General features: G+C 38.2%; 18 protein-coding genes and 1 other RNA gene. 15 read left to right on the forward strand and 4 right to left on the reverse strand.

Annotated features, from left to right (window positions below):
• Nucleotides 1-78 precede the first annotated feature (78 nt).
• Together ampG and GWJ01_RS13570 are read right to left on the reverse strand one after the other, a co-directional pair.
• Nucleotides 79-1,599, reverse strand: a complete 1,521-nt coding sequence (gene ampG, locus GWJ01_RS13565; protein ID WP_161711195.1) for a muropeptide MFS transporter AmpG — start codon at nt 1,597-1,599, stop codon at nt 79-81.
• Between the two features lie 56 nt (nt 1,600-1,655).
• A complete protein-coding gene (locus GWJ01_RS13570) occupies nt 1,656-2,234 on the reverse strand; it encodes a YajG family lipoprotein (RefSeq protein ID WP_075671987.1) in 579 nt (192 codons plus the stop codon).
• A 340-nt stretch (nt 2,235-2,574) separates the two neighbouring features.
• Here GWJ01_RS13570 and bolA point away from each other — a divergent pair, with 340 nt between their 5' ends.
• The 9 genes from bolA to GWJ01_RS13615 all read left to right on the forward strand — a co-directional run bounded on the left by bolA (nt 2,575) and on the right by GWJ01_RS13615 (nt 13,588).
• Nucleotides 2,575-2,889: a transcriptional regulator BolA gene (gene bolA / locus GWJ01_RS13575; RefSeq protein ID WP_075671985.1), complete on the forward strand. Its 315-nt coding sequence runs from the start codon at nt 2,575-2,577 to the stop codon at nt 2,887-2,889.
• Nucleotides 2,890-3,210: 321 nt separating this feature from the next.
• A complete protein-coding gene (gene tig / locus GWJ01_RS13580; protein ID WP_023580863.1) occupies nt 3,211-4,515 on the forward strand; it encodes a trigger factor in 1,305 nt (434 codons plus the stop codon).
• A gap of 257 nt (nt 4,516-4,772) precedes the next feature.
• A complete protein-coding gene (clpP, locus tag GWJ01_RS13585) occupies nt 4,773-5,396 on the forward strand; it encodes an ATP-dependent Clp endopeptidase proteolytic subunit ClpP (RefSeq protein ID WP_004245088.1) in 624 nt (207 codons plus the stop codon).
• Between the two features lie 142 nt (nt 5,397-5,538).
• On the forward strand, nt 5,539-6,810 hold the full coding sequence (clpX, locus tag GWJ01_RS13590) for an ATP-dependent protease ATP-binding subunit ClpX (RefSeq protein ID WP_006535087.1): 1,272 nt from the start codon (nt 5,539-5,541) through the stop codon (nt 6,808-6,810).
• Between the two features lie 259 nt (nt 6,811-7,069).
• Complete coding sequence (gene lon / locus GWJ01_RS13595) at nt 7,070-9,430, forward strand: endopeptidase La (protein ID WP_075671981.1); 2,361 nt, start codon at nt 7,070-7,072, stop codon at nt 9,428-9,430.
• Nucleotides 9,431-9,644: 214 nt separating this feature from the next.
• A complete protein-coding gene (hupB, locus tag GWJ01_RS13600; protein WP_036911695.1) occupies nt 9,645-9,920 on the forward strand; it encodes a nucleoid-associated protein HU-beta in 276 nt (91 codons plus the stop codon).
• 476 nt (nt 9,921-10,396) lie between these two features.
• Complete coding sequence (gene ppiD, locus GWJ01_RS13605) at nt 10,397-12,274, forward strand: peptidylprolyl isomerase (RefSeq protein WP_161711196.1); 1,878 nt, start codon at nt 10,397-10,399, stop codon at nt 12,272-12,274.
• 289 nt (nt 12,275-12,563) lie between these two features.
• Nucleotides 12,564-12,935, forward strand: a complete 372-nt coding sequence (locus GWJ01_RS13610; RefSeq protein ID WP_227003097.1) for a ComEA family DNA-binding protein — start codon at nt 12,564-12,566, stop codon at nt 12,933-12,935.
• 248 nt (nt 12,936-13,183) lie between these two features.
• Complete coding sequence (locus tag GWJ01_RS13615; protein ID WP_161711197.1) at nt 13,184-13,588, forward strand: acyl-CoA thioesterase; 405 nt, start codon at nt 13,184-13,186, stop codon at nt 13,586-13,588.
• 128 nt (nt 13,589-13,716) lie between these two features.
• On the opposite strand, the gene queC is transcribed toward GWJ01_RS13615, so the two are convergent.
• Complete coding sequence (queC, locus tag GWJ01_RS13620; protein WP_109401301.1) at nt 13,717-14,421, reverse strand: 7-cyano-7-deazaguanine synthase QueC; 705 nt, start codon at nt 14,419-14,421, stop codon at nt 13,717-13,719.
• A gap of 158 nt (nt 14,422-14,579) precedes the next feature.
• On the opposite strand from queC, the gene GWJ01_RS13625 reads away from it, so the two are divergent.
• The 5 genes from GWJ01_RS13625 (at nt 14,580) to amtB (ending at nt 20,502) form a co-directional block, all read left to right on the forward strand.
• Complete coding sequence (locus GWJ01_RS13625) at nt 14,580-15,041, forward strand: Lrp/AsnC family transcriptional regulator (RefSeq protein ID WP_036911686.1); 462 nt, start codon at nt 14,580-14,582, stop codon at nt 15,039-15,041.
• A 55-nt stretch (nt 15,042-15,096) separates the two neighbouring features.
• Entirely contained in the window at nt 15,097-16,842 is a 1,746-nt protein-coding gene (locus GWJ01_RS13630) for a SmdA family multidrug ABC transporter permease/ATP-binding protein (protein ID WP_109401300.1), read from the forward strand.
• Nucleotides 16,829-18,616, forward strand: a complete 1,788-nt coding sequence (locus GWJ01_RS13635) for a SmdB family multidrug efflux ABC transporter permease/ATP-binding protein (protein ID WP_109401299.1) — start codon at nt 16,829-16,831, stop codon at nt 18,614-18,616. The genes GWJ01_RS13630 and GWJ01_RS13635 overlap by 14 nt, the downstream gene beginning before the upstream one ends.
• A 242-nt stretch (nt 18,617-18,858) precedes the next feature.
• Complete coding sequence (gene glnK, locus GWJ01_RS13640; protein ID WP_098941103.1) at nt 18,859-19,197, forward strand: P-II family nitrogen regulator; 339 nt, start codon at nt 18,859-18,861, stop codon at nt 19,195-19,197.
• Between the two features lie 12 nt (nt 19,198-19,209).
• A complete protein-coding gene (amtB, locus tag GWJ01_RS13645; protein WP_098941102.1) occupies nt 19,210-20,502 on the forward strand; it encodes an ammonium transporter AmtB in 1,293 nt (430 codons plus the stop codon).
• Nucleotides 20,503-20,544: 42 nt separating this feature from the next.
• Here the strand turns inward: amtB and tesB are convergent, their stop codons facing one another.
• Nucleotides 20,545-21,420 (reverse strand): acyl-CoA thioesterase II, encoded by an 876-nt coding sequence (gene tesB, locus GWJ01_RS13650; RefSeq protein ID WP_088493671.1) that lies wholly within the window; start codon nt 21,418-21,420, stop codon nt 20,545-20,547.
• A gap of 324 nt (nt 21,421-21,744) precedes the next feature.
• On the opposite strand from tesB, the gene ffs reads away from it, so the two are divergent.
• Nucleotides 21,745-21,841, forward strand: an RNA gene (gene ffs, locus GWJ01_RS13655) — signal recognition particle sRNA small type.
• Nucleotides 21,842-22,045: the final 204 nt, after the last annotated feature.

Consider the following 22,045-nt stretch of genomic DNA (forward strand, 5'->3'; position numbering starts at 1 on the left):
TTTTTCTTTACTAAGAATATAGAAAGGACAGCTTAAGCTGTCCTTTTTTATGGTTCATATCTTGAGAAGGCAATAAAATTAATATGTTGTTTTTTTAAGGGCTAAATAATCTAAGATTGTGCCAAAGACAAGGCTTATCGCACCAATAATAACACCGTATAAAAAGAGTGTTGAAGCCCACGAACTTAATCTATTAGTATCTATTGACTGAATAAAATCAACAGAATGGAATATTTCTAAAGTCGGTAGTGAATTTGTAATAACAAGAATTAAACTACAAATAAAGAAGAAAACGGTCAGCATCAAACCATACATAGCAAAACGGTACTGTTTAATAAATAAAGTTCTTCTAAGGAATTCACCTGTTTTTTGCGTATAAATAAGTGTGTTTTTCGAAATCAACAATAAGATAAGGCCGGGTACAGAAGCAACAATAGAAAAAAGATAAAATGCTTCCCAACCGTGGCTTTCAACATACCAGCCAGCAACGGGGCCAACATAAACACGACCAATGGCAGAGAGAGCTGAGAGCAACGCAAATTGTGTTGCTGAAAAGGAGAGATGACAAAGTGTCATTAAGAGGGCAACAAATGCAGCTGTTCCCATTCCTCCACAAATATTTTCAAATGCAACTACCGCACCCATGCTATAAATACTTTGCTCAGAAACAGCTAAATACCAATAACCAATATTTGAACCACCTTGCAAAATACCAAAAGTCATCAGTGCTTTAAATAAACTCCAACGGCGCATTAATAAGCCACCTAGTAATGCCCCAATAATAGTGGCTGCAAGTCCAAGTGTTTTATTTACTAATCCTACTTCACCGGCATCAAATCCAGCACCGCGAATAAGAAAGGTGGTACTTAAACTTAGAGCAAAGGCATCACCCATTTTATACAGCACAATAAGCAGTAAAATTAGCCAAGCATTATTGCGAGAGAAGAATTCATATAAAGGCTCAATAACAGCTTCATAGAGTGTACGTGGTGGCTTTACGGCGGTTTCTGGCTCTTGAGCAAGTAATGTGGCAATAATACCAATTCCCATTAAGGCAGCCATTAACCAGTACATGTTTTGCCAGCCAATATATTTATCGGCTAACCAAAGCGCCATTCCTCCTGAAACAAGCATAGCTATGCGATAGCCTAATACAGAAACAGCAGCACCTGTACCACGCTCATCTGCTTTTAAAATATCTGTTTTATAGGCGTCAAAAACAATATCTTGTGAAGCAGAACAAAAGGCAACAATGACAGCTAAAGAGGCAAGCCACCATAAATGATCATTAGGATTTAGAAATCCCATTCCTGCAATACCAATCACTAACCCTATTTGAGTGAGCAACATCCATCCTCGGCGACGGCCAAGAAAAGAAGGGGTATAGCGATCCATAAAAGGCGACCAAAGGAATTTAAAAACATAGGCTTGTCCCACTAATGAGAAAAAACCAATGGTTTTTAAATCGATATCTTCTACCGTCATCCATGCTTGTAATGTACCCGCGGTTAACGCCAGAGGTAATCCAGAAGTAAAGCCAAGTAATAGAAGAATAAATGATTTATACCAAGTGGTTTGTTTGAAGGCGGGCTGAACCATGCAAAAATTCCTTTAAACGACCTGTTTTAAGTAACAGGTCGTTTATTCTAATAAAATTAACGGGCGTTAGATTTGATAAATTGACTGACTGAAGCGTCTTTTGCCATATCGTTAACGAGTTCACTTAAGACATTGTTAATCGCAGCGGCAATTTTCTCATTAGTTGCACCAAATGGACCTTGAACATTGTAGCTAGTACGGAATGTTTTGGTATTAGAACTGCCATTCGGTAAGGTGACGATAATTGAAATATCCGCTTTTGCACTGATATTATGACGAACACTTCCTTCACCAACATCTGCATTGAGTTTATTGATAACAATAATCACATCAGCAGAAGCCGGAGAACCTATCATAAAACCACGGGCTGTCATTTGTTTTTGTAAAACTTCTTGCATTAAAAATGCAATATCACGAGTTGGAACAAGGACTTCTAATTTACCGTTGCGGTTGATTTCCGCTAAGTTTTTTGATGCTCGTTTGTCTTGGCTTGAAATATTCAGTGAAATAGGGCGCATTGTTGGATCCGCCGCAGGAACTGACATCACTGGCTCGATAGATAATTTGTTACTAGGAGTTGCACAACCTGAAAGCAGTGTTAATGCAAAAACAGCACAGAGTAAATTTTTAATCATGAGGTAATCTCGGTTAAATATATCTGTTGTGTTAACAAGTAGAATAGGCTTCAAACTTTAGCCTATCATACCATTGCTGATAGGTTGCTAATATCCCCTTAACGAACGAAATTATCTGATTTTATCAATTGATTTTATTTCAAATTACTCTCGTTTTTACTCATGTATTTGACAATATTCGGTCAATGATTTTACTCAAGATGAAAAATAAGCGATTATCATCAGCAAAATTAAAAAGAATAAGCTCATCATTTTGTATTGATAAAGACTAAATCAATATAGTCTGGTTGACTTATTTTTTATTCGCCATGGTATAAAGGCTAGAGTATTAGGGGCAGAGATGATCCGTGATGATATTGAGAATAAGCTGATTTCACGCTTTTCACCGCATTTTTTACAAGTAATAAACGAAAGCCATCGCCATAATGTGCCCGAAGGCTCTGAAAGCCACTTTAAAGTCATTATCGTTAGTGATGATTTTAATGAAAAACGTAGTGTTTCACGCCATCGTGATGTGTACCAAACATTAGCTCATGAAATGGAAAATGGTGTTCATGCACTAGCATTGCACACCTTTACTTTGAGCGAATGGAATGAACAACAGGATAAAGCATTACGCTCTCCTGGGTGTCGTGGCGGAAGCCAAGAAGATTAACAACCTTATCGTTAATCGTGAGTAAATAGATCTTAAGATGCGTATTTTTTGTTCTTTATAGAGGAAAAAAGGGGCGAGTTGCTCGGTTTTATGAAAAAATTGAGGAATAAAACGGCTCTTTCTCGACTCAACCCCTCTAGATCGTTATAATGTCGCGTCTAATTTTCAGTAAGGTTTCGGGATGCTTCTGATATCAGGGATCCTCGTTTTTTTAAATGTGGCGGCCCCGGTTCTGAAAGGAAAATAAACTTAAATATGTCAATATCATGTTAGTTTCTTTTAAAGTAGACCGAGCACTAAAACTTATTTTGAGGTAACAAGATGCAAGTTTCTGTTGAAACGACTCAAGGCCTAGGGCGTCGTGTCACAATCACCGTACCAGCCGCTGATATCCAAACTGCTGTAGACAGTGAACTGAAAAAAGCTGCTAAAACTGTTCGTATTGATGGTTTCCGTAAAGGTCACGTTCCAATGTCAATGGTTAAACAGCGTTACGGTATGTCAGTACTGAATGATGTTCTGGGTGACCTGATGCAGCGTAATTTCATTAACGCTATTATCGAAAACAAAGTAAACCCAGTTGGCGCGCCTGACTACAAACCAGAGCAATACAAAGAAGGTGAAGACTTTGTTTACTCTGTAGAATTCGAAGTTTTCCCAGAAATCGAACTGAAAGATCTGGAAAGCATTGAAGTTGTAAAACCTGTCGTTACTGTTAAAGACGAAGACGTTGATAACATGTTAGAAACACTGCGTAAGCAACAAGCAGAGTGGAAAGACAAAGATGGCGAAGTTGCAGCAGAGGATCGCGTAACTGTTGATTTCAACGGTTCTATTGACGGTGAAGAATTTGAAGGTGGAAAAGCTGAAGATTTCGTACTGGCAATGGGTCAAGGTCGTATGATCCCAGGTTTCGAAGAAGGTGTTATCGGTCATAAAGCTGGCGAAGAATTCACAATTGATGTGACTTTCCCAGAAGATTACCACGCTGAGAACCTGAAAGGTAAAAAAGCACAATTCGCTATCAACCTGAAAAAAGTTGAAGAGCGTGAACTGCCAGAATTAACTGAAGAGTTCATCAAGCGTTTTGGTATTGCTGATGGTTCTGTTGATGGTTTACGTGCTGAAGTACGTAAAAACATGGAACGTGAACTGAAAAATGCAATCCGTACTCGTGTTAAATCACAAGTTATTGATGGCTTAGTTAAAGCAAACGAAGTTGACGTACCAGCAGCTGCTGTTGACAGCGAAATCGAAGTTCTGCAACGTCAAGCTGCTCAACGTTTTGGTGGCGACGAGAAACAAGCTCTGCAATTACCACGTGAACTGTTTGAAGAACAAGCTAAACGTCGTGTAATCGTTGGATTACTGTTAGGTGAAGTGATCAATAGTAATGAACTGAAAGCAGAAGACGACCGTGTTAATGCACTGATCGACGAAATGGCTTCAGCTTACGAAGATCCATCAGAAGTTGTTGAGTTCTACAACAAGAACGAACAACTGATGAACAACATCCGTAATCTTGCATTAGAAGAGCAAGCGGTAGAAAAAATCTTAGCAAATGCTAAAGTAACTGAAAAAGAAACTAACTTCACTGAACTGATGAACGAAGTTCAAATGGGTTAATTCTTAACCGCGAATATCGGTTTTAAGCAAAAACCCGTGGTTTTTACCACGGGTTTTTTTCAGTTTGTATATATTTATCAAATTTTGCCTTGAAATTTGAGCGATTATCTCCAGATAATTCTATATTCTCTTTATCACTCCTCGCGAGGCGCCTTGAATGTCTTGTGAGAGATTAGATCATTAGAAATGGTCATGATCAATTATCTCAAGTAAAATTGTTGTCATTGGCACCAATAAGAATGCAATAGGAGACAGACATGTCATTTAACGACACACAGGAACAATTCGCACCTAATATGGCTCTGGTGCCGATGGTTATAGAGCAAACTTCGCGAGGAGAGCGTTCTTACGACATTTACTCACGTTTATTAAAAGAACGTATTATTTTCCTGACTGGCCAAGTTGAAGATCACATGGCTAATCTTATCGTTGCTCAAATGCTATTTTTAGAAGCAGAAAACCCAGAGAAAGACATCAACCTGTATATCAACTCACCAGGTGGCGTAATTACTGCGGGTATGTCTATCTATGACACCATGCAGTATATCAAAGCAGATGTTAGTACAATTTGTATGGGGCAAGCGTGTTCAATGGGCGCTTTCTTACTATCTGCTGGTGCGAAAGGTAAACGTATTTGCTTACCTAACTCTCGTGTGATGATCCACCAACCGTTAGGTGGTTACCAAGGTCAAGCAACAGATATTCAAATTCATGCTCAAGAAATTTTGAAAGTAAAATCCCGTATGAATGAGCTAATGGCTCAACATACAGGTAAATCTATTGAAGAAATAGAGAGAGACACTGAGCGTGATCGTTTCTTATCCGCTAACGAAGCGTTAGAATACGGATTAGTGGATAAAGTCTATACTCAACGTAGCTAATCATTACACGTTGTAATAGCAACTGAATTAATACGTTTCCTTTGTTGGTCAATAATGCAAAGGAAGCGGCTATCAATATTTATGTAAAAAGACTTTCTTCTTCTTATAAATGATAAGAGGAATAACTAAGTGAGGTTGACTGATGACAGATAAGCGCAAAGATAGCTCAGGGAAGCTTCTGTATTGCTCTTTCTGCGGTAAAAGCCAGCATGAAGTGAAAAAATTGATCGCTGGTCCGTCGGTTTATATCTGTGATGAATGTGTCGATCTTTGTGTTGATATCATTCGTGAGGAAATAAAAGAACTGGCACCTCATCATGAACGCAGTGAATTGCCAACGCCACATGAAATCCGTAAGCACCTTGATGACTATGTTATCGGTCAGGAATTGGCTAAAAAAGTTTTGGCTGTTGCCGTTTATAACCATTATAAACGCCTGCGTAATGGCGATAAAGCCAATGGTGTTGAGCTAGGGAAAAGTAATATTTTGCTGATTGGCCCTACTGGTAGCGGTAAAACGTTATTAGCAGAGACATTAGCACGCTACCTTGATGTTCCTTTTACTATGGCAGATGCCACAACGCTGACAGAAGCGGGTTATGTGGGTGAAGATGTTGAAAATATCATTCAAAAACTGCTACAAAAATGCGATTACGATGTGCAAAAAGCACAACGTGGTATTGTTTATATTGATGAAATTGACAAGATCACTCGTAAATCTGAAAACCCATCAATCACTCGTGATGTGTCTGGTGAAGGTGTACAGCAAGCATTATTGAAATTAGTTGAAGGCACTGTGGCTTCTGTTCCTCCTCAAGGTGGACGTAAGCACCCACAACAAGAGTTTTTACAAGTAGATACTTCTAAGATCCTCTTTATCTGTGGTGGTGCATTTGCAGGGCTCGATAAAGTTGTTGCGCAGCGTTTAAATACACATTCAGGTATTGGTTTTGGCGCAGAAGTTAAAAGCCAAAAAGAGAAAGCTAGCGAAGGTGAATTATTAGCCCAAGTTGAGCCAGAAGATCTGATTAAATTTGGTCTTATCCCTGAATTTATTGGTCGTTTACCTGTTGTTGCAACGCTAGGCGAGTTAAACGAAGAAGCATTAATCCAAATCTTACAAGAACCTAAGAATGCACTGACTAAGCAATATCAGGCATTATTTAAATTAGAAGGTGTGGATTTAGAATTCCGTAAGGAAGCGCTGACTGCAATTGCGAAAAAAGCTATGGTACGTAAAACAGGTGCGCGTGGTTTACGTTCGATTGTTGAAGCAGCATTACTTGATACGATGTATGACCTTCCTTCATTTGAAAATGCAGAAAAAGTGGTCATTGATGAAGGTGTTATTAATGGAAAATCTGAGCCACTGGTTATTTATAGCCAACCAGAAAATCAGGCTTCAGGTGAATAATGCATCATAATTTGGCAATGTCTCTTATCTGACATTATCTAGTTTTCTCTCAAAATAAGAGAGAAATTTAAGATAAAGCGCGCCAGCGCAATAAAAATGAGGGAATTTTCCCTCATTTTGTTTTTTTAATGGGTAATGCTATTGAATGTCAGAAAAGTGCCCTTATATATTTTGACAATCCGTGGAATTAATTTTATTTGGTGACATGCGAATAAAATTACCTGTAAAAGCGTTAAGCTAAAAACGAAGAGAGAGCTCTATGAATCCTGAGCGTCCAGAACGTATTGAAATACCTGTATTGCCATTACGTGATGTCGTTGTATATCCGCATATGGTGATCCCGTTGTTCGTTGGTCGTGAAAAATCTATTCATTGCTTAGAAGCTGCGATGAACGACAACAAACAAATTATGCTGGTTGCGCAGAAAGATGCATCTACTGACGAACCAGGTGTTAATGATCTTTTTTCTGTTGGTACAGTTGCCTCTGTTTTACAGATGCTAAAACTGCCTGATGGAACAGTGAAAGTACTTGTTGAAGGTATTCGTCGTGCCAAAATTACGACGTTATCTGATAATGGTGAATACTTTCAGGCGAAAGCAGAATACCTTGAAACGCCAGCAGTTGATGAGCGCGAACAGGAAGTCTTAAATCGTACAACGATTAATCAGTTTGAAGGTTACATCAAACTGAATAAAAAAATTCCGCCAGAGGTATTAACCTCATTACATGCTATCGAAGAATCAGCGAAATTAGCAGACACCATTGCTTCTCATATGCCGCTGAAATTAAAAGATAAGCAAGCTGTACTTGAAATGTCTGATGTTACAGAACGCCTTGAATATTTAATGGCGATGATGGAATCAGAAATCGATCTGCTACAAGTTGAAAAACGCATTCGTAACCGCGTTAAAAAGCAGATGGAAAAGAGTCAGCGTGAGTATTATCTCAACGAGCAAATGAAAGCGATTCAAAAAGAATTAGGTGAGATGGATGATGCACCTGATGAAATGGAATCGCTGAAACGTAAAATCGACGCTGCAAAAATGCCAAAAGAGGCAAAAGAGAAGACAGAAGCGGAACTTCAGAAATTAAAAATGATGTCGCCAATGTCAGCAGAAGCCACGGTTGTACGTAGTTATATTGATTGGATGGTTCAAGTTCCTTGGAATAGCCGTAGCAAAGTTAAAAAAGACTTAGTGAAAGCACAAGAAGTTCTTGATACTGACCATTACGGCTTAGAACGTGTTAAAGAGCGTATCCTTGAATATCTCGCGGTACAATCTCGCGTTAGCAAAATTAAAGGACCAATTCTGTGCTTAGTTGGGCCTCCAGGTGTAGGTAAAACCTCACTGGGTCAATCTATTGCTAAAGCAACAGGCCGTAAATATGTTCGTATGGCGTTAGGTGGTGTACGTGATGAAGCTGAAATTCGCGGTCACCGTCGTACTTACATTGGTTCTATGCCAGGTAAATTAATTCAGAAAATGGCAAAAGTTGGCGTCAAAAATCCACTTTTCCTGTTAGATGAAATTGATAAGATGTCATCAGATATGCGAGGCGACCCGGCTTCTGCACTGTTAGAGGTGTTAGATCCAGAACAAAACATCGCATTTAACGACCATTATCTGGAGGTTGATTACGATCTGTCTGATGTTATGTTCGTGGCGACATCTAACTCCATGAATATACCAGCACCATTGTTAGATCGTATGGAAGTTATTCGTTTATCTGGTTATACCGAAGACGAAAAACTGAATATTGCTAAGCAACATTTGTTACCAAAACAGATTGAACGTAATGCGCTAAAACCAAGTGAGCTGACAATCCATGACAGCGCAATTATGGGCATTATTCGTTATTACACGCGTGAAGCAGGTGTACGTAGTTTAGAACGTGAAATTTCTAAATTATGCCGTAAAGCAGTAAAACAACTGTTAATGGATAGCACAATCAAACATATTGAGATTAACGAAGATAATCTCAAAGACTACTTAGGTGTTCGTAAAGTTGACTATGGTCGTGCTGATACTGAAAACCGAGTGGGCATGGTAACAGGACTTGCATGGACAGAAGTTGGTGGTGATCTACTGACTATTGAAACAGCAAGTGTACCAGGTAAAGGCAAGCTAACATTCACTGGCTCTTTAGGTGAAGTGATGCAAGAGTCTATTCAAGCGGCAATGACAGTGGTTCGTGCTCGTGCTGATAAACTTGGTATTAATGGCGATTTCTATGAAAAACGTGATATGCACGTACACGTTCCTGAAGGTGCAACACCAAAAGATGGTCCAAGTGCAGGTATCGCAATGTGTACTGCATTGGTATCAAGCCTAACAGGTAACCCTGTACGTTCGGATGTTGCAATGACGGGTGAAATTACGTTACGCGGACAAGTATTGCCAATTGGCGGACTGAAAGAAAAGTTACTTGCTGCACATCGTGGTGGAATTAAGACAGTTCTTATCCCAGATGAAAATAAACGTGATTTAGAAGAAATTCCTGAAAATATTGTTGCTGATCTGGATATTCACCCAGTGAAAACAATTGAGGAAGTTTTATCGCTAGCCCTGCAAAATTCGCCGTTTGGCATGGAAGTTGTGACTGATAAATCACACTAAAGAGTGATGTTAGTCATAAATTATAGCTAAAAAAAAGGCTGGGTAAGTAATAAAAGCTTGCCAGCCTTTTTTTGTGTCGCTAATTTAATTGGGATTTTAATTAAAAATGCTGTTTTATCGGTCTTGCTATATCTAAAAAGGCTTGATATAACGACGTTTGCAAAATTTGCCATTAATGGTGAAAAATAACGCATAAAATTATGGGGATGAAAGCGTGAATAAAACTCAACTGATCGACAAAATTGCTGCAAATGCAGATATCTCAAAAGCGGCAGCAGGTCGTGTTGTAGATGCTCTGGTTGCTTCTATCACTGAATCTTTACAAAAAGGTGATGATGTAGCATTAGTAGGTTTCGGTACTTTCACTGTACGTGACCGTGCAGCTCGTACAGGCCGTAACCCACAAACAGGTAAAGAGATCCAAATTGAAGCTGCAAAAGTTCCTGCATTCCGTGCAGGTAAAGGCTTAAAAGACGCAGTTAATCAATAATAGTTGAACTTATTTTCTGCCAATGTGTTATTAGCTTAACGTTATGGATAAACAGAAAACGACTCAATTAAAAAATGGAGCGCATCTTTTTGAGATGCGCTTTTCTTTTTTTTAGGTTATAAATCACGATTAAACCTTGTATTCTCTGGCGATAAGACGTGAAACTGAAGTAGTCATTTGATAGAATGACGCGTTGTTCTATAACTGAAATAGACAACAATGAATGATTCAGTGATGAGTTAAATGGTTATCGTAATCAATGAATCAAATAATGCTGTTTAGTTTTTCTTAGTTATAGAAAGTGCGTGTTAAGACTGCGCATTAATACGGGACTGGCTGTTTTTAATGATTGTCGCGTGTCGCGACATTTTGATATTAAGCCAGCATGGGCATATTATCTTTTCGCTGTGCTCAAAATAGTCGTGTAACACCCATAAAAATAATTTTTATTTCACCAAACGGAGCCTCGTCTCGTTATGATGGACAACATTCGTTCCACTGCTAATAATCCATTTATAAAGATATTATTAGCTGTGATCATCCTCTCCTTCGTCCTAACTGGTGTGGGCGGATATCTCTTTAGTTCGGGCGTTAATGATGCTGCTGAAGTTAACGGATATAAAATTAGCCGTTCTCAATTAGAGCAAACTTATCAGCAACGTCGAGCTCAATTACAACAAGATATGGGGGAAAATTTTGCTGCTCTTGCTTCATCGGAAGAAGGTCAGAAACTTATTCGCCAACAAGCGCTTGATATGCTGATCAACCAAGCATTACTTGATCAATTTGCACAAAATCTGGGTATTTCAGCCGGTGATCAGCAAATTAGAGATGCTATTTTTGCACTTCCTTACTTTCAAACTGACGGCAAATTTGACAATAAAAAATATGTCGATTTATTGAAAGGCAATAATATTGATGCAGATGCCTTTGCAGAAGGTATTCGTCAAAATCTTATCAACCAGCAATTAAAATTTTCTATTCAAGGTACAGATTTTGCCTTAGATAGTGAAGTTAAAGAATTTGCAGGCTTAATGCTACAAAGCCGTAATGTACGCTTAGCATCATTAGACATTCAGCCATTCCTTGAAAAAGAAACGGCCTCTGATGAAGAAGTGAAAGCGTTCTATGAGCAAAACAGCCAAATGTTCATCGCGCCAGAGCAATTTAAAATTAGCTATATCCAATTAAATGCTCAAAAAGATTTTAATAACATCAACATTACTGATGAAGAAGCGAAGGCTTACTATGATAGTAATATTGATGAATTCACAGCTGCAGGACAAAAACAATACAGCATCTTAGTATTAGCAGATGAAGCAGCAGCTAAAGCGGCAGAAGAAGAGCTGAAAAAAGGCGCTGATTTTGTTTCGTTAGTGAAAGAAAAATCTATTGATAGTTTTTCTAAAAAACAAAATGGTTCTTTAGGTTGGATAACTATCGGACAAGAATTACCCGAGCTGGCTAATGCAAGTTTGACAGAAAAAGGCCAAATTTCTAAGCCTGTTAAAATCAGCAATGGTTACGCAATTTTCCGCCTTGATGATGTTAAACAATCTGTTGTAAAACCATTTGATGAAGTGAAAACAGATTTATTGGCTAAAATGCGTGAAAATAAAGCAATTGATGATTTCTTCGCATTACAACAAAAAGTGAGCCAAGCTGCGTCTAACGACAACGACACATTAGCGCCTGCCGCTAAAGCGGGCAATGTAACTGTTGTTAATACTGATTGGTTTGATGAAAACACAGTTCCTGCACCATTAAATAATGAAAAACTCACCCAGTTAATTTTTGGTGGTTCATTAGTGGATGAAAATGGCCCAACAGGCATGAATTCAGATATGGTGACGTTAGGTAATGACAGTGCATTTATCATGCGTGTAGAAGGTTATAAGCCCTCAGCAAGTCAACCATTAGATAAAGTACGCGATCAAGTTGTTATGCTGGTTAAACAGCAAAAAGCATCACAAGCAATGAATGCACAAGCTCAAAAACTTTTAGCTGCATTGAAAGAAGGCAAAGGCGAAGAAGCACTTAAAGCTGCTAATATTTCGTTTGGTAGTGAAGAAAGCATTGTTCATTCATCTGCAACAGATGTAGTACAAACTGCTATTTTCTCTATGCCAAAACCTGCTGAAGGTAAAAAAGAGTATGGTATGACTAATGTACCTGGTACTAAAGTCGTCCTCATTCAATTAGACAGCGTAACAGATGGCAAACCAACATCTGAACAACTAGAGTTTATGACTAATCTCTATCGTGCTCAGATGGGCGAAGAAGCGTTACAACTCATGTTACGTGATCTAAAAGATAACGCTAAAATTGAAATTTTTGATAAAGATTATCAATAATCAATTTTGAATTATTACATTGAAAACCCAGCATAAAGCTGGGTTTTTTTATGGCAGCTATCCTTGATAATGTAAATAATAACTCCGCCTCTCGAAAAACTCATGTTTGAGAGCGAGCCCGACAATTTTTTGTAATACTTTTTTTATTCATTTTTATTTTTCGTGACTTCTCGAGGTTTTATTTTTATGTAATTGCTGATTGATCAATATATTGGCATTCTTCTTCTGCATTCAGAAATCTCTGTATGTCATCGAATTTGAAATTATTGAATAAAAGGAAATTATGATTATGAAGATGGATAAAAAAGTGTTATCAGGTTTTATGGCCTCTATTTGCCTTGCTTTGGGATTAGGTCTTTCTCCTCTCTCTTATGCAGAAGAAACCCCGGCTTCAACACCAACGGTTTCTATCGAAACTCACACCTCAGTTGATCGTGATGCTAAAGAAAATAAAGCTAACACAGAAGGTAAAGTTAATTTAAATACGGCAACAGTAGATGAGCTAATGGGATTAAAAGGAATAGGAAAAGCGAAAGCGCAAGCCATTATTGATTATCGCGAGCAGTTAGGGCGTTTTACCTCTATTGATGAACTTGAAAAAGTTTTTGGAATTGGTATGAAGTTAGTTGATCAAAATCGTGATTTTATCGTTATTAATTAAGGTATTCATTCTTATACGATGTTGAGCATAAGTGACAGCAGAAACGTGAATATTAATTGAAAATCCCCGTGTTTCTCTTTGATTTTTTTGATAAGAGAAACACGTTTTCTTAGCGTTTTCTGTTCTGAAAGAAAACGAAATAAACCTATATCAGAAATTACTAAATTTATTTTCTTGGCTATATTTATGGTATCGCAAAAAAACTTTATAAAAAGTTTATAAGAATAATCAAGAGGTAATAAATTGATATGAGTACATTAATTAAAGTTTATGGCTTCCATTTAGATGTTTTTGAACATGTGAATAATGCACGTTATCTTGAGTTTTTAGAGCAAGCTCGATGGGATTGGATTGAGCAACATTTAGATTTTGATTGGTTTAAGCGCAATGGCTTGGCGTTAGTGGTTGCTAATATCAATATTAATTATCGCTTACCTGCAAGCTTAGGTGATGAGTTACTGATTGATTGCGATGTTGCTGAAGTAGGGATTAAAAGTGGCGTACTTTCTCAGAAGATCGTGAGAAAAAAAGACGGCGCACTTATCTCTGATGCATTAATCACGTTTGTTCTTGTAGACATTAACACCAAAAAAGCATTGACATTAACAGATCTGCTAAGAGAGAAGCTTGAGTATGTACGTCAATCATCCTAATACACAAAGAGAGTATTAGAGATCTCTCACTCAATGCTATTAGACTAATCAAATATGATTTAATGCAGTGATAATGTTTGATGAATTATCACTGCATGAGCAAATAGAACGGTGGGGAAGCAAAGTAATTATGATGATTTAAGGCCTACTTTCTGTTTCATCGCCTGCATAATTGGTGTTTTATCGGCTAAGTAAGTGCTTAATCCTCGTTGTCTTAAATGGCAGGCTGCACATTCACCACAGCCATCACCTTGAATACCGTTATAGCAAGTTAAGGTTTCGTGACGAACGAAATCTAACTTCTTATAGTAATCAGCAAGGGCCCAAGTTTCAGCTTTATCTAACCACATTAATGGTGTGATAAATTTAATATCACGTGCAATACCTAAGCTGACAGCATGATTTAGTGCTTTTACAAATTCATCACGACAATCAGGGTAACCAGAGAAATCTGTTTCACAAACACCAGTGATGACACTCTCTGCACCAATTTGATAAGCGTAAATTGCCGCTAAAGTGAGGAAAAGGATATTTCTACCTGGCACGAAGGTACTAGGAATATCACTTTCTTCACTTTCTTTGAAATCAGGAACAGGAATATTGTCGCGAGTTAGGCTACTGATAGCGAGTTCATTGAGTAAACTTACATCTAAAACTTTATGCGCAGTTGCTCCCAGTAATTGACTAACTTTTTGTGCTACCTCAATTTCTTCTTTATGGCGTTGACCATAATTAAACGTAATACAATGTACTTCATCGTACTTTTCCAATGCTTGAATAAGGCAGGTTGTCGAATCTTGTCCACCACTAAAGACAACGACCGTTTTTTTCATCAGAATACTCCTGAATATTGAATTTCTATAAGGATTAGTACGCATAAAAGTACATATATTATGGCAATTTATTACCGATTTATCATTAGATGATTACTCTTATAGTAAGGGGCAGGTTATCATTATTTTTTGTAGGGGCATATTTTGAAGGAGTATCTATGTTAGATAAGATTGACCGTAAACTATTAGCGCTATTACAGGAAGATTCAAGCCTCTCACTGAATACTTTGGCTGAGGCTGTTAACCTAACCTCAACACCTTGCTGGAAACGATTGAAAAGACTAGAGGATGAAGGGTATATTCGTAAGCGCGTTGCGCTGCTTGATAGTGAAAAAATCGGGCTAGGTCTAACAGTTATTGTTATGATTAGAACACAGCAACATAATAGCGAATGGTACGAACAGTTTGTTTCATTTGTTAAGCAAATGCCAGAAGTACTGACATTCTATCGAATGGCGGGTGAGTGTGATTATCTAATGCATGTTGAAGTAGTAGACATGAAAAGTTACGACCTATTTTATAAGCGTATGGTTAATGGCGTACCGGGTCTTATTGATGTGACTTCTAACTTCGCAATGGAAAAAATTAAATACACAACGGCAATGCCGATACCTGAATAAGGTTCATCTTTACCAACTGGCACTTTTATTTTTGTATAACCTTAGGATTTAAGGCGTGGCTCTATTTTCACAGCTCAGTTGGTATTTTCTCAGTGAATGGCGTCGTTATGTAGGTGCCATTTTCTTATTGATGGTTATCGCAGTATTACAGGTGATCCCCCCGAAAATTGTTGGGATCATTGTGGATGGTGTCGATAACCATAGTCTGACATTTAGCCAAGTAATGAATTGGATTGGTGTGATGGTATTAATTGCCCTCGCAGTTTATCTTTTACGTTATTTTTGGCGTCTTTGGTTATTTGGTGCATCTTATCAACTAGCAGTGAAACTGCGGATGCAAATTTACCAACAACTTAACCAGCAATCCTCTTCATTTTATCACCGCTATCGTACAGGTGATTTAATCGCACGTACCACCAATGATGTTGATAAAGTCGTTTTTGCAGCGGGCGAAGGTGTATTGACCTTAGTGGATTCTATGGTTATGGGGCTTGCTGTGCTTGTCATGATGAGTATTCAGTTAAGTTGGGAACTAACATTAATTTCATTATTACCTATGCCAATCATGGCAATTTTAATTAAGCGATATGGCGATAAACTACACAGCCGCTTTAAAACTGCACAGGCACTTTTCTCTTCACTCAATAATCAAGCACAAGAAAGCCTGAGTAGTATTCGCATGATCAAATCATTCGGACTAGAGCAACAGCATGCCTCTCGTTTTGATGATGTTGCAAAAGAAACTGGACGCCAAAATATGCGTGTTGCACGAATTGATGCGCTATTTGATCCTACTATTTTCATCGCTATTGGTTTTGCTAATTTACTCGCTGTGGCTGGAGGTAGTTATTTTGTTATTAATGGCAAAATGACATTGGGTGAACTAACTAGCTTTGTAATGTATTTGGGGCAAATGATCTGGCCAATGCTGGCATTAGCATGGATGTTCAATATTGTTGAGCGTGGTAGTGCTGCTTATAGCCGGATTAATAGTTTATTGGATGAAAAACTCGATATGGTTGATGGTGAATTATCACCAAAGCAAGGTCGAGGTGTGTTATCTGTTGATATCAAACGTTTCCAATATCCCGAACAAACAACAGAAACACTGAAAAATGTTCATTTCACATTATCACCCGGTGAAATGTTGGGTGTTTGTGGAATGACTGGAAGTGGAAAAAGTACATTACTTTCTGTTATTCAACGACTTTATGATGTGACTGAAGGTGAGATTTGTTTTCAATCTATACCTATTTATCAATTGAAACTTGATGAATGGCGAGCACGATTGGCCGTTGTTAATCAAACACCTTTCCTATTTTCAGATACCATCGCGGGAAATATTGCCTTAGGGCGTCCTGATGCGACAAAAGAAGAAATAGAGTCTGTTGCGAAACTGGCAAATATTCATGAGGATATTTTACGCTTACCGGAAGGATATCAAACACAAGTCGGTGAAAAGGGCGTGATGTTATCTGGTGGACAAAAACAGCGTATTTCTATTGCTCGAGCACTATTATTGGATGCTGAAATTTTATTATTAGATGACGCTCTATCCGCTGTTGATGGACAGACTGAATATCAAATTTTGCAAAACTTGTCGCAATGGCGAAAAGACAGAACGTTAATTATTAGCGCTCATCGCTTATCTGCATTAGTTGGTGCTACTAATATTTTAGTTTTAAAACAGGGTGAGATTATAGAGCAAGGTACACATCAGCAATTAATTTCAATACCAGGTTGGTATCAAGATATGTACCATTATCAGCAATTAGAGGCCGCGCTGGATGACGATGAATAAAAATAAATCCGTTAAAGCGCTATTACCTGCATTAAAGCGTCTTTTGACTTATGGTAAAAACTATCGCAAGCCTATGGCATGGGGTGTCATTATGTTGTGGGCAGCTGCCATTGCAGAAGTGGGAGGCCCATTAATTGTTGGTTATTTTATTGATGCAAAAGTTGCCACAAATAATGTGGAGTTAATGTCATCATTAGGCCTGGCGTTAGCTTTCATCCTTTTACAGGTGATCGCTGCCACACTTCACTATTACCAAGCTATTGTGTTTAATCATGCGGCAGTTGGGGTTGTACAACAATTACGCACTGATGTAATGAGTGCGGCACTAAAACAGCCATTAAGTGCTTTTGATAATCAGCCTGTAGGGCAATTAATTTCTCGTGTAACAAATGACACTGAGACGATTAAAGATTTGTTTGTGAACGTGTTACCAACATTATTCCGAGCGGTTGCTTTAGTGGTTGTAATGCTGATCGCCATGTTCTTATTAGAATGGCAAATGGCATTAATCGCGATGACAATCTTCCCTGCAGTTATTGGTGTAATGATGCTTTATCAGCGACTTAGTACGCCGATAGTTCGTAATGTGCGTCATTTTCTCGCCAATATAAATGATGGTTTCCATGAAGTCATCAATGGCATGTCAGTTATTCAGCAATTTAGGCAACAAGCTCGATTTGGTGAAAGAATGTCAGATGACAGCTGGCAACATTACCAAGCACGTATGAAAGCGTTAAAACTTGATGGCCTGTTATTACGTCCTTTACTAAGTATGCTCTCTGCGTTGGTTCTGTGTGGTTTATTAATGCTGTTTGGGTATCAAGGCAGTGCTGTTATTGGTGTTGGGGTTATTTATGCATTTATTAGTTATTTAGGTCGATTAAATGAACCCTTGATCACCCTTACATCTCAGCAGTCGATTTTACAACAGGCAGTTGTCTCTGGTGAACGTGTTTTTGAACTAATGGATGCTCCTTTGCAGCGCTACGGTTCATCATCACACACCATCACCCAAGGTAATATTGACGTTAGCTCTCTTTGGTTTGCGTATCGTGATGAGCAATGGGTATTAAAAGATATCAATTTAACTATTCCTGCTCGTCATTTTGTCGCATTTGTTGGGCACACAGGAAGTGGAAAGAGTACTTTAGCTAGTTTATTAATGGGAAATTACCCTTGGCAAAAAGGGAGTATCTTTTTAGATAATCAACCGTTAGAAGCGTACTCTCACGCCGCATTGCGCAGTGGTATTGCGATGGTGCAGCAAGATCCTGTTTTATTGTCAGGTTCACTGCATGACAATATTACATTAGGGCGTGAATGTGATGAGTCACATTTATGGCATGTTCTAGAGACAGTACAACTTGATCAGTGGGCTAAAGCATTACCTGAAGGGCTACAAACAGAACTTGGTGAGCAAGGTAGCCGCTTATCTGCTGGGCAAAAGCAGTTACTTGCATTGGCTCGTGTACTATTAATACCTCCTCGTATTCTTATTCTGGATGAGGCAACAGCAAATATTGACTCAGGAACAGAACAAGCCATACAGAAAGCGTTAAAAGTGGTTAGAGAAAAAACGACACTGATTATTATTGCTCATCGACTCTCCACTATTATTGAAGCCAATGAAATTGTGGTGCTTCATCGTGGTGCAATTGTCGAGCAGGGCGATCATGCTAAGTTACTCTCACAAAAAGGCAGATACTATAATATGTATCAATTACAGCAAGTCAGAGAGTCTTTACAAGAACAAGATCCTATTGAAGTAGAATAATAACCTTAAATAAAAAATATAATTTTAAAGGGCACATCATTTTTATGTATGTGCCCTTTTTTATTTCCCGATTATCTTGCTTTGAGCAAAATAGCCGTCATCTTTTTGCACCAATTCGGTGAATCTTTTCACTTTAATTGTTTTAAATATTTATTTTTTTATAAATATCAATCAATTAAATAGTGGCATATCTTTTGCTTTGCTATATAGACTTTGCTCTTTCAAATATCGACGAGGTTTATATGAAATATATCATCGCCATTATTAAGCCATTTAAATTAGAAGAAGTACGAGAGTCACTTTCTGAGTTAGGCATAAAGGGAATGACAATCAGTGAAGTAAAGGGATATGGGCGACAGAAAGGACATGCAGAGCTATATAGAGGAGCAGAATACGAAGTTAATTTTCTGCCCAAAGTAAAAATAGAACTCGCTATTTGTGATGAACAACTTGAGCCTGTTATGCAAGTGATTATGCAAGCGACAGATACAGGAAAAGTAGGAGATGGAAAAATTTTTGTTTTGGAATTATTGCAGGCAGTCCGTATTCGTACCGGTGAATCTGGTGATGAAGCACTTTAAAGGAGATATTCGATGAAACGCTTACTTTCTTTGCTATTAATGTTAGTGCTTACACACTTTTCTTCATCTGTATTTGCGACTGAAACAGTGACTGTTGATAAAGCCGATAATGGTTTTATGTTGATATGTACTGCTTTGGTTTTCTTTATGACTATACCCGGTATCGCCTTGTTTTATGGAGGATTACTAAGAAGTAAAAACGTACTTTCTTTGATCACACAAGTGATGATGATCTTTAGTGTTGTGGTCATTCTTTGGATAACTTTTGGCTATAGTTTGGCTTTTACTGTGGGCAATAAAGTCTGGGGTGGGTGGTCACTTACTTTTTTGAATAACGTATCACTGGATTCACTCTCTGGTTCAATTAATCAGTATGTGCATGTTGCTTTTCAAGGATCGTTTGCTGTTATCACTGTTGCATTAATTGTTGGAGCATTAGGAGAGCGCATTCGTTTTTCTGCATTGCTTATTTTTACGATTATTTGGTTCACTTTTTCTTATATCCCTATTGCTCATATGGTATGGGGAGAAGGTGGCTGGTTAATCGATGATGGTGCATTAGATTTTGCTGGGGGAACCGTCGTACATATTAATGCTGCTATTGCAGCTCTTGTTGGTGCTTACTTACTTGGAAAACGACGTGATAGTCAGCATACAGCGCTTAAACCTCATAATTTGCCCATGGTTTTTACAGGTACGGCTGTACTTTATATCGGTTGGTTCGGTTTTAATGCAGGCTCTGCTGGCAGTGCAAATGCGATTGCAGCTTTAGCGTTTTTAAATACGGTAGTTGCAACAGCGGGAGCCGTACTTTCTTGGACTGCATCAGAATGGATAACCAGAGGTAAGCCCTCTATGTTAGGTGGTTGTTCAGGTTGTATTGCAGGGTTAGTGGCGATTACGCCTGCTGCTGGCACAGTTGGAGTGATGGGCGCTTTATTTATTGGTGTAATGGGAGGGATTATTGGGCTTTGGGGGGTTGTTGTTTTGAAGCGTTGGTTAAAAGCCGATGATGTTTGTGATGTTTTTGGTATTCATGGTACTTGCGGTATTGCAGGTTGCCTATTAACAGGGATATTTACAGCTTCATTTTTAGGTGGTGTAGGGTATAGCGATGGTATGACACTGAGTAAACAGGTTTTAATTCAATTAATGAGTGTTGTGATTACAGTAATTTGGTCTGGTGCTGTTGCTTATATCAGTTTTAAAATCGCAGATAAGCTGGTGGGGTTACGCGTTTCTGAAGAGGAAGAGCATGATGGATTAGATTTAACAACTCATGGTGAAAGAGCTTATCAGCAGTAATTGTCTATTCCCCCTCTTTTGAGGGGGGAATATGCCAAAATATTATTTTGAATGTTTAGTACGTTTTTGGCGAATAACTCCTTCCTGAACAGAAGATGCTACTAGCTGACCGTTTGTATTAAAGAATTTACCTCTCACAAATCCTCTACCACCTGATGCTGAAGGACTTTCAATCACATAAAGCAACCAATCATCCACACGGAATGGACGATGAAACCACATCGAATGGTCAATTGTAGCAACTTGCAGGCTTGTATCCATAAAGCCTAAACCATAAGGTTGGAGAGCGGTTGGTAAAAAGTCAAAATCAGAGACATAGCCAAGCAAGTATTGATGCAAGAAAGGATCAGATGGCATTTCACCACGACTACGATACCAAACATAACGTTCAGCAGGCGCTTTAGAGTAGCCAAAAGGGCTAAAATATTGCACTGGACGCGCCTCAAAAGGCGTTTCTCGTAGTGCTAAAGATTTAATCGGTTCAGGTAATTTAGGCGCTAATTTCTTTAAAATCTCATGTTGTGAAATAAGTTCATTTGGAAAAGGAACATCTGGCATTGCATCTTGATGTTCAAAACCTTCTTCAAATTCTTGAAAAGAAACCGTCATATAGAAAATAGGCTTACCGTGCTGGATCGCACTGACTCTACGAGTGCTAAATGAGCCACCATCACGGATAAATTCTACATCATAAACGATAGGCTTATGGCTATCACCAGGACGTAAAAAGTAGCTATGAAATGAGTTGATATAACGGTTATCAGCAATTGTCTGTTTTGCAGCGTATAGTGCTTGTCCTACTACTTGCCCACCAAAAACTTGAGGTAATCCTAAATCTTCGCTTTGACCTCTAAATAGACCTTCTTCTATTTTTTCAAGTGCCATCAAATTGATGAGATCTTTCAATGCTTGACTCATAGTGTACCTGTATCATTAGATCTGGTTATTTTTTATAAAGTTGATTATATACAATCCTAAGAAGATAAAAAATAATCTCCCTTTTTTCTCTTAGATCGCAACCTAATGATAAATGCACAGAGTTGATGGAGATTATTATTTATCAGCTTATTGAATACCCTCTGATGAATTTATGAGAGGAAAAAAGAGCGTTAAAGGCAATTGAATAATCAGTGAGTACATATTTGGATAATTAATCATCACTTAGGCTTGCTTTCCTTGCTATTTAAGTCAGTTTAAAACATAATGCGTGTCGTCTTAGCAATAAGACAATCTATGGGGTCTTGTTGGTTCTCCCGCAACGCTAACTTGTTAACTCGGTCAGGTCCGGAAGGAAGCAGCCATGGCAGGTGTCGCGTGTGCCGGGATGTCGCTGGCAAGGCCCCACCCAATTTCTAGTCCTTCATAATTTCTAATCTCTCATAATTATTATCTCCTAAGGTTATTTATTTCCCTTTATATTTTAACTTACTATACGTGTTTTTGAGCGCTGTTTTCTTTAGGTTTAAGAGTCAATATTATTGAATAGAAAATAGTATGCTCAATGTATCAATTTATTATTGGAAAATTTACGGTAGTGTTTATA

The sequence above is a fragment of the Proteus sp. G2618 genome, from assembly GCF_009915995.1.
Lineage (GTDB): Bacteria > Pseudomonadota > Gammaproteobacteria > Enterobacterales > Enterobacteriaceae > Proteus > Proteus terrae.

What these genes read in the sequence shown, in the direction of transcription:
- ampG (WP_161711195.1), bottom strand. Translation starts at nt 1,599, where the DNA reads ATGGTTCAGCCCGCCTTCAAACAAACCACTTGGTATAAATCATTTATT.
- GWJ01_RS13570 (WP_075671987.1), bottom strand. Translation starts at nt 2,234, where the DNA reads ATGATTAAAAATTTACTCTGTGCTGTTTTTGCATTAACACTGCTTTCA.
- bolA (WP_075671985.1), top strand. Translation starts at nt 2,575, where the DNA reads ATGATCCGTGATGATATTGAGAATAAGCTGATTTCACGCTTTTCACCG.
- tig (WP_023580863.1), top strand. Translation starts at nt 3,211, where the DNA reads ATGCAAGTTTCTGTTGAAACGACTCAAGGCCTAGGGCGTCGTGTCACA.
- clpP (WP_004245088.1), top strand. Translation starts at nt 4,773, where the DNA reads ATGTCATTTAACGACACACAGGAACAATTCGCACCTAATATGGCTCTG.
- clpX (WP_006535087.1), top strand. Translation starts at nt 5,539, where the DNA reads ATGACAGATAAGCGCAAAGATAGCTCAGGGAAGCTTCTGTATTGCTCT.
- lon (WP_075671981.1), top strand. Translation starts at nt 7,070, where the DNA reads ATGAATCCTGAGCGTCCAGAACGTATTGAAATACCTGTATTGCCATTA.
- ppiD (WP_161711196.1), top strand. Translation starts at nt 10,397, where the DNA reads ATGATGGACAACATTCGTTCCACTGCTAATAATCCATTTATAAAGATA.
- GWJ01_RS13610 (WP_227003097.1), top strand. Translation starts at nt 12,564, where the DNA reads ATGAAGATGGATAAAAAAGTGTTATCAGGTTTTATGGCCTCTATTTGC.
- GWJ01_RS13615 (WP_161711197.1), top strand. Translation starts at nt 13,184, where the DNA reads ATGAGTACATTAATTAAAGTTTATGGCTTCCATTTAGATGTTTTTGAA.
- queC (WP_109401301.1), bottom strand. Translation starts at nt 14,421, where the DNA reads ATGAAAAAAACGGTCGTTGTCTTTAGTGGTGGACAAGATTCGACAACC.
- GWJ01_RS13625 (WP_036911686.1), top strand. Translation starts at nt 14,580, where the DNA reads ATGTTAGATAAGATTGACCGTAAACTATTAGCGCTATTACAGGAAGAT.
- GWJ01_RS13635 (WP_109401299.1), top strand. Translation starts at nt 16,829, where the DNA reads ATGACGATGAATAAAAATAAATCCGTTAAAGCGCTATTACCTGCATTA.
- glnK (WP_098941103.1), top strand. Translation starts at nt 18,859, where the DNA reads ATGAAATATATCATCGCCATTATTAAGCCATTTAAATTAGAAGAAGTA.
- amtB (WP_098941102.1), top strand. Translation starts at nt 19,210, where the DNA reads ATGAAACGCTTACTTTCTTTGCTATTAATGTTAGTGCTTACACACTTT.
- tesB (WP_088493671.1), bottom strand. Translation starts at nt 21,420, where the DNA reads ATGAGTCAAGCATTGAAAGATCTCATCAATTTGATGGCACTTGAAAAA.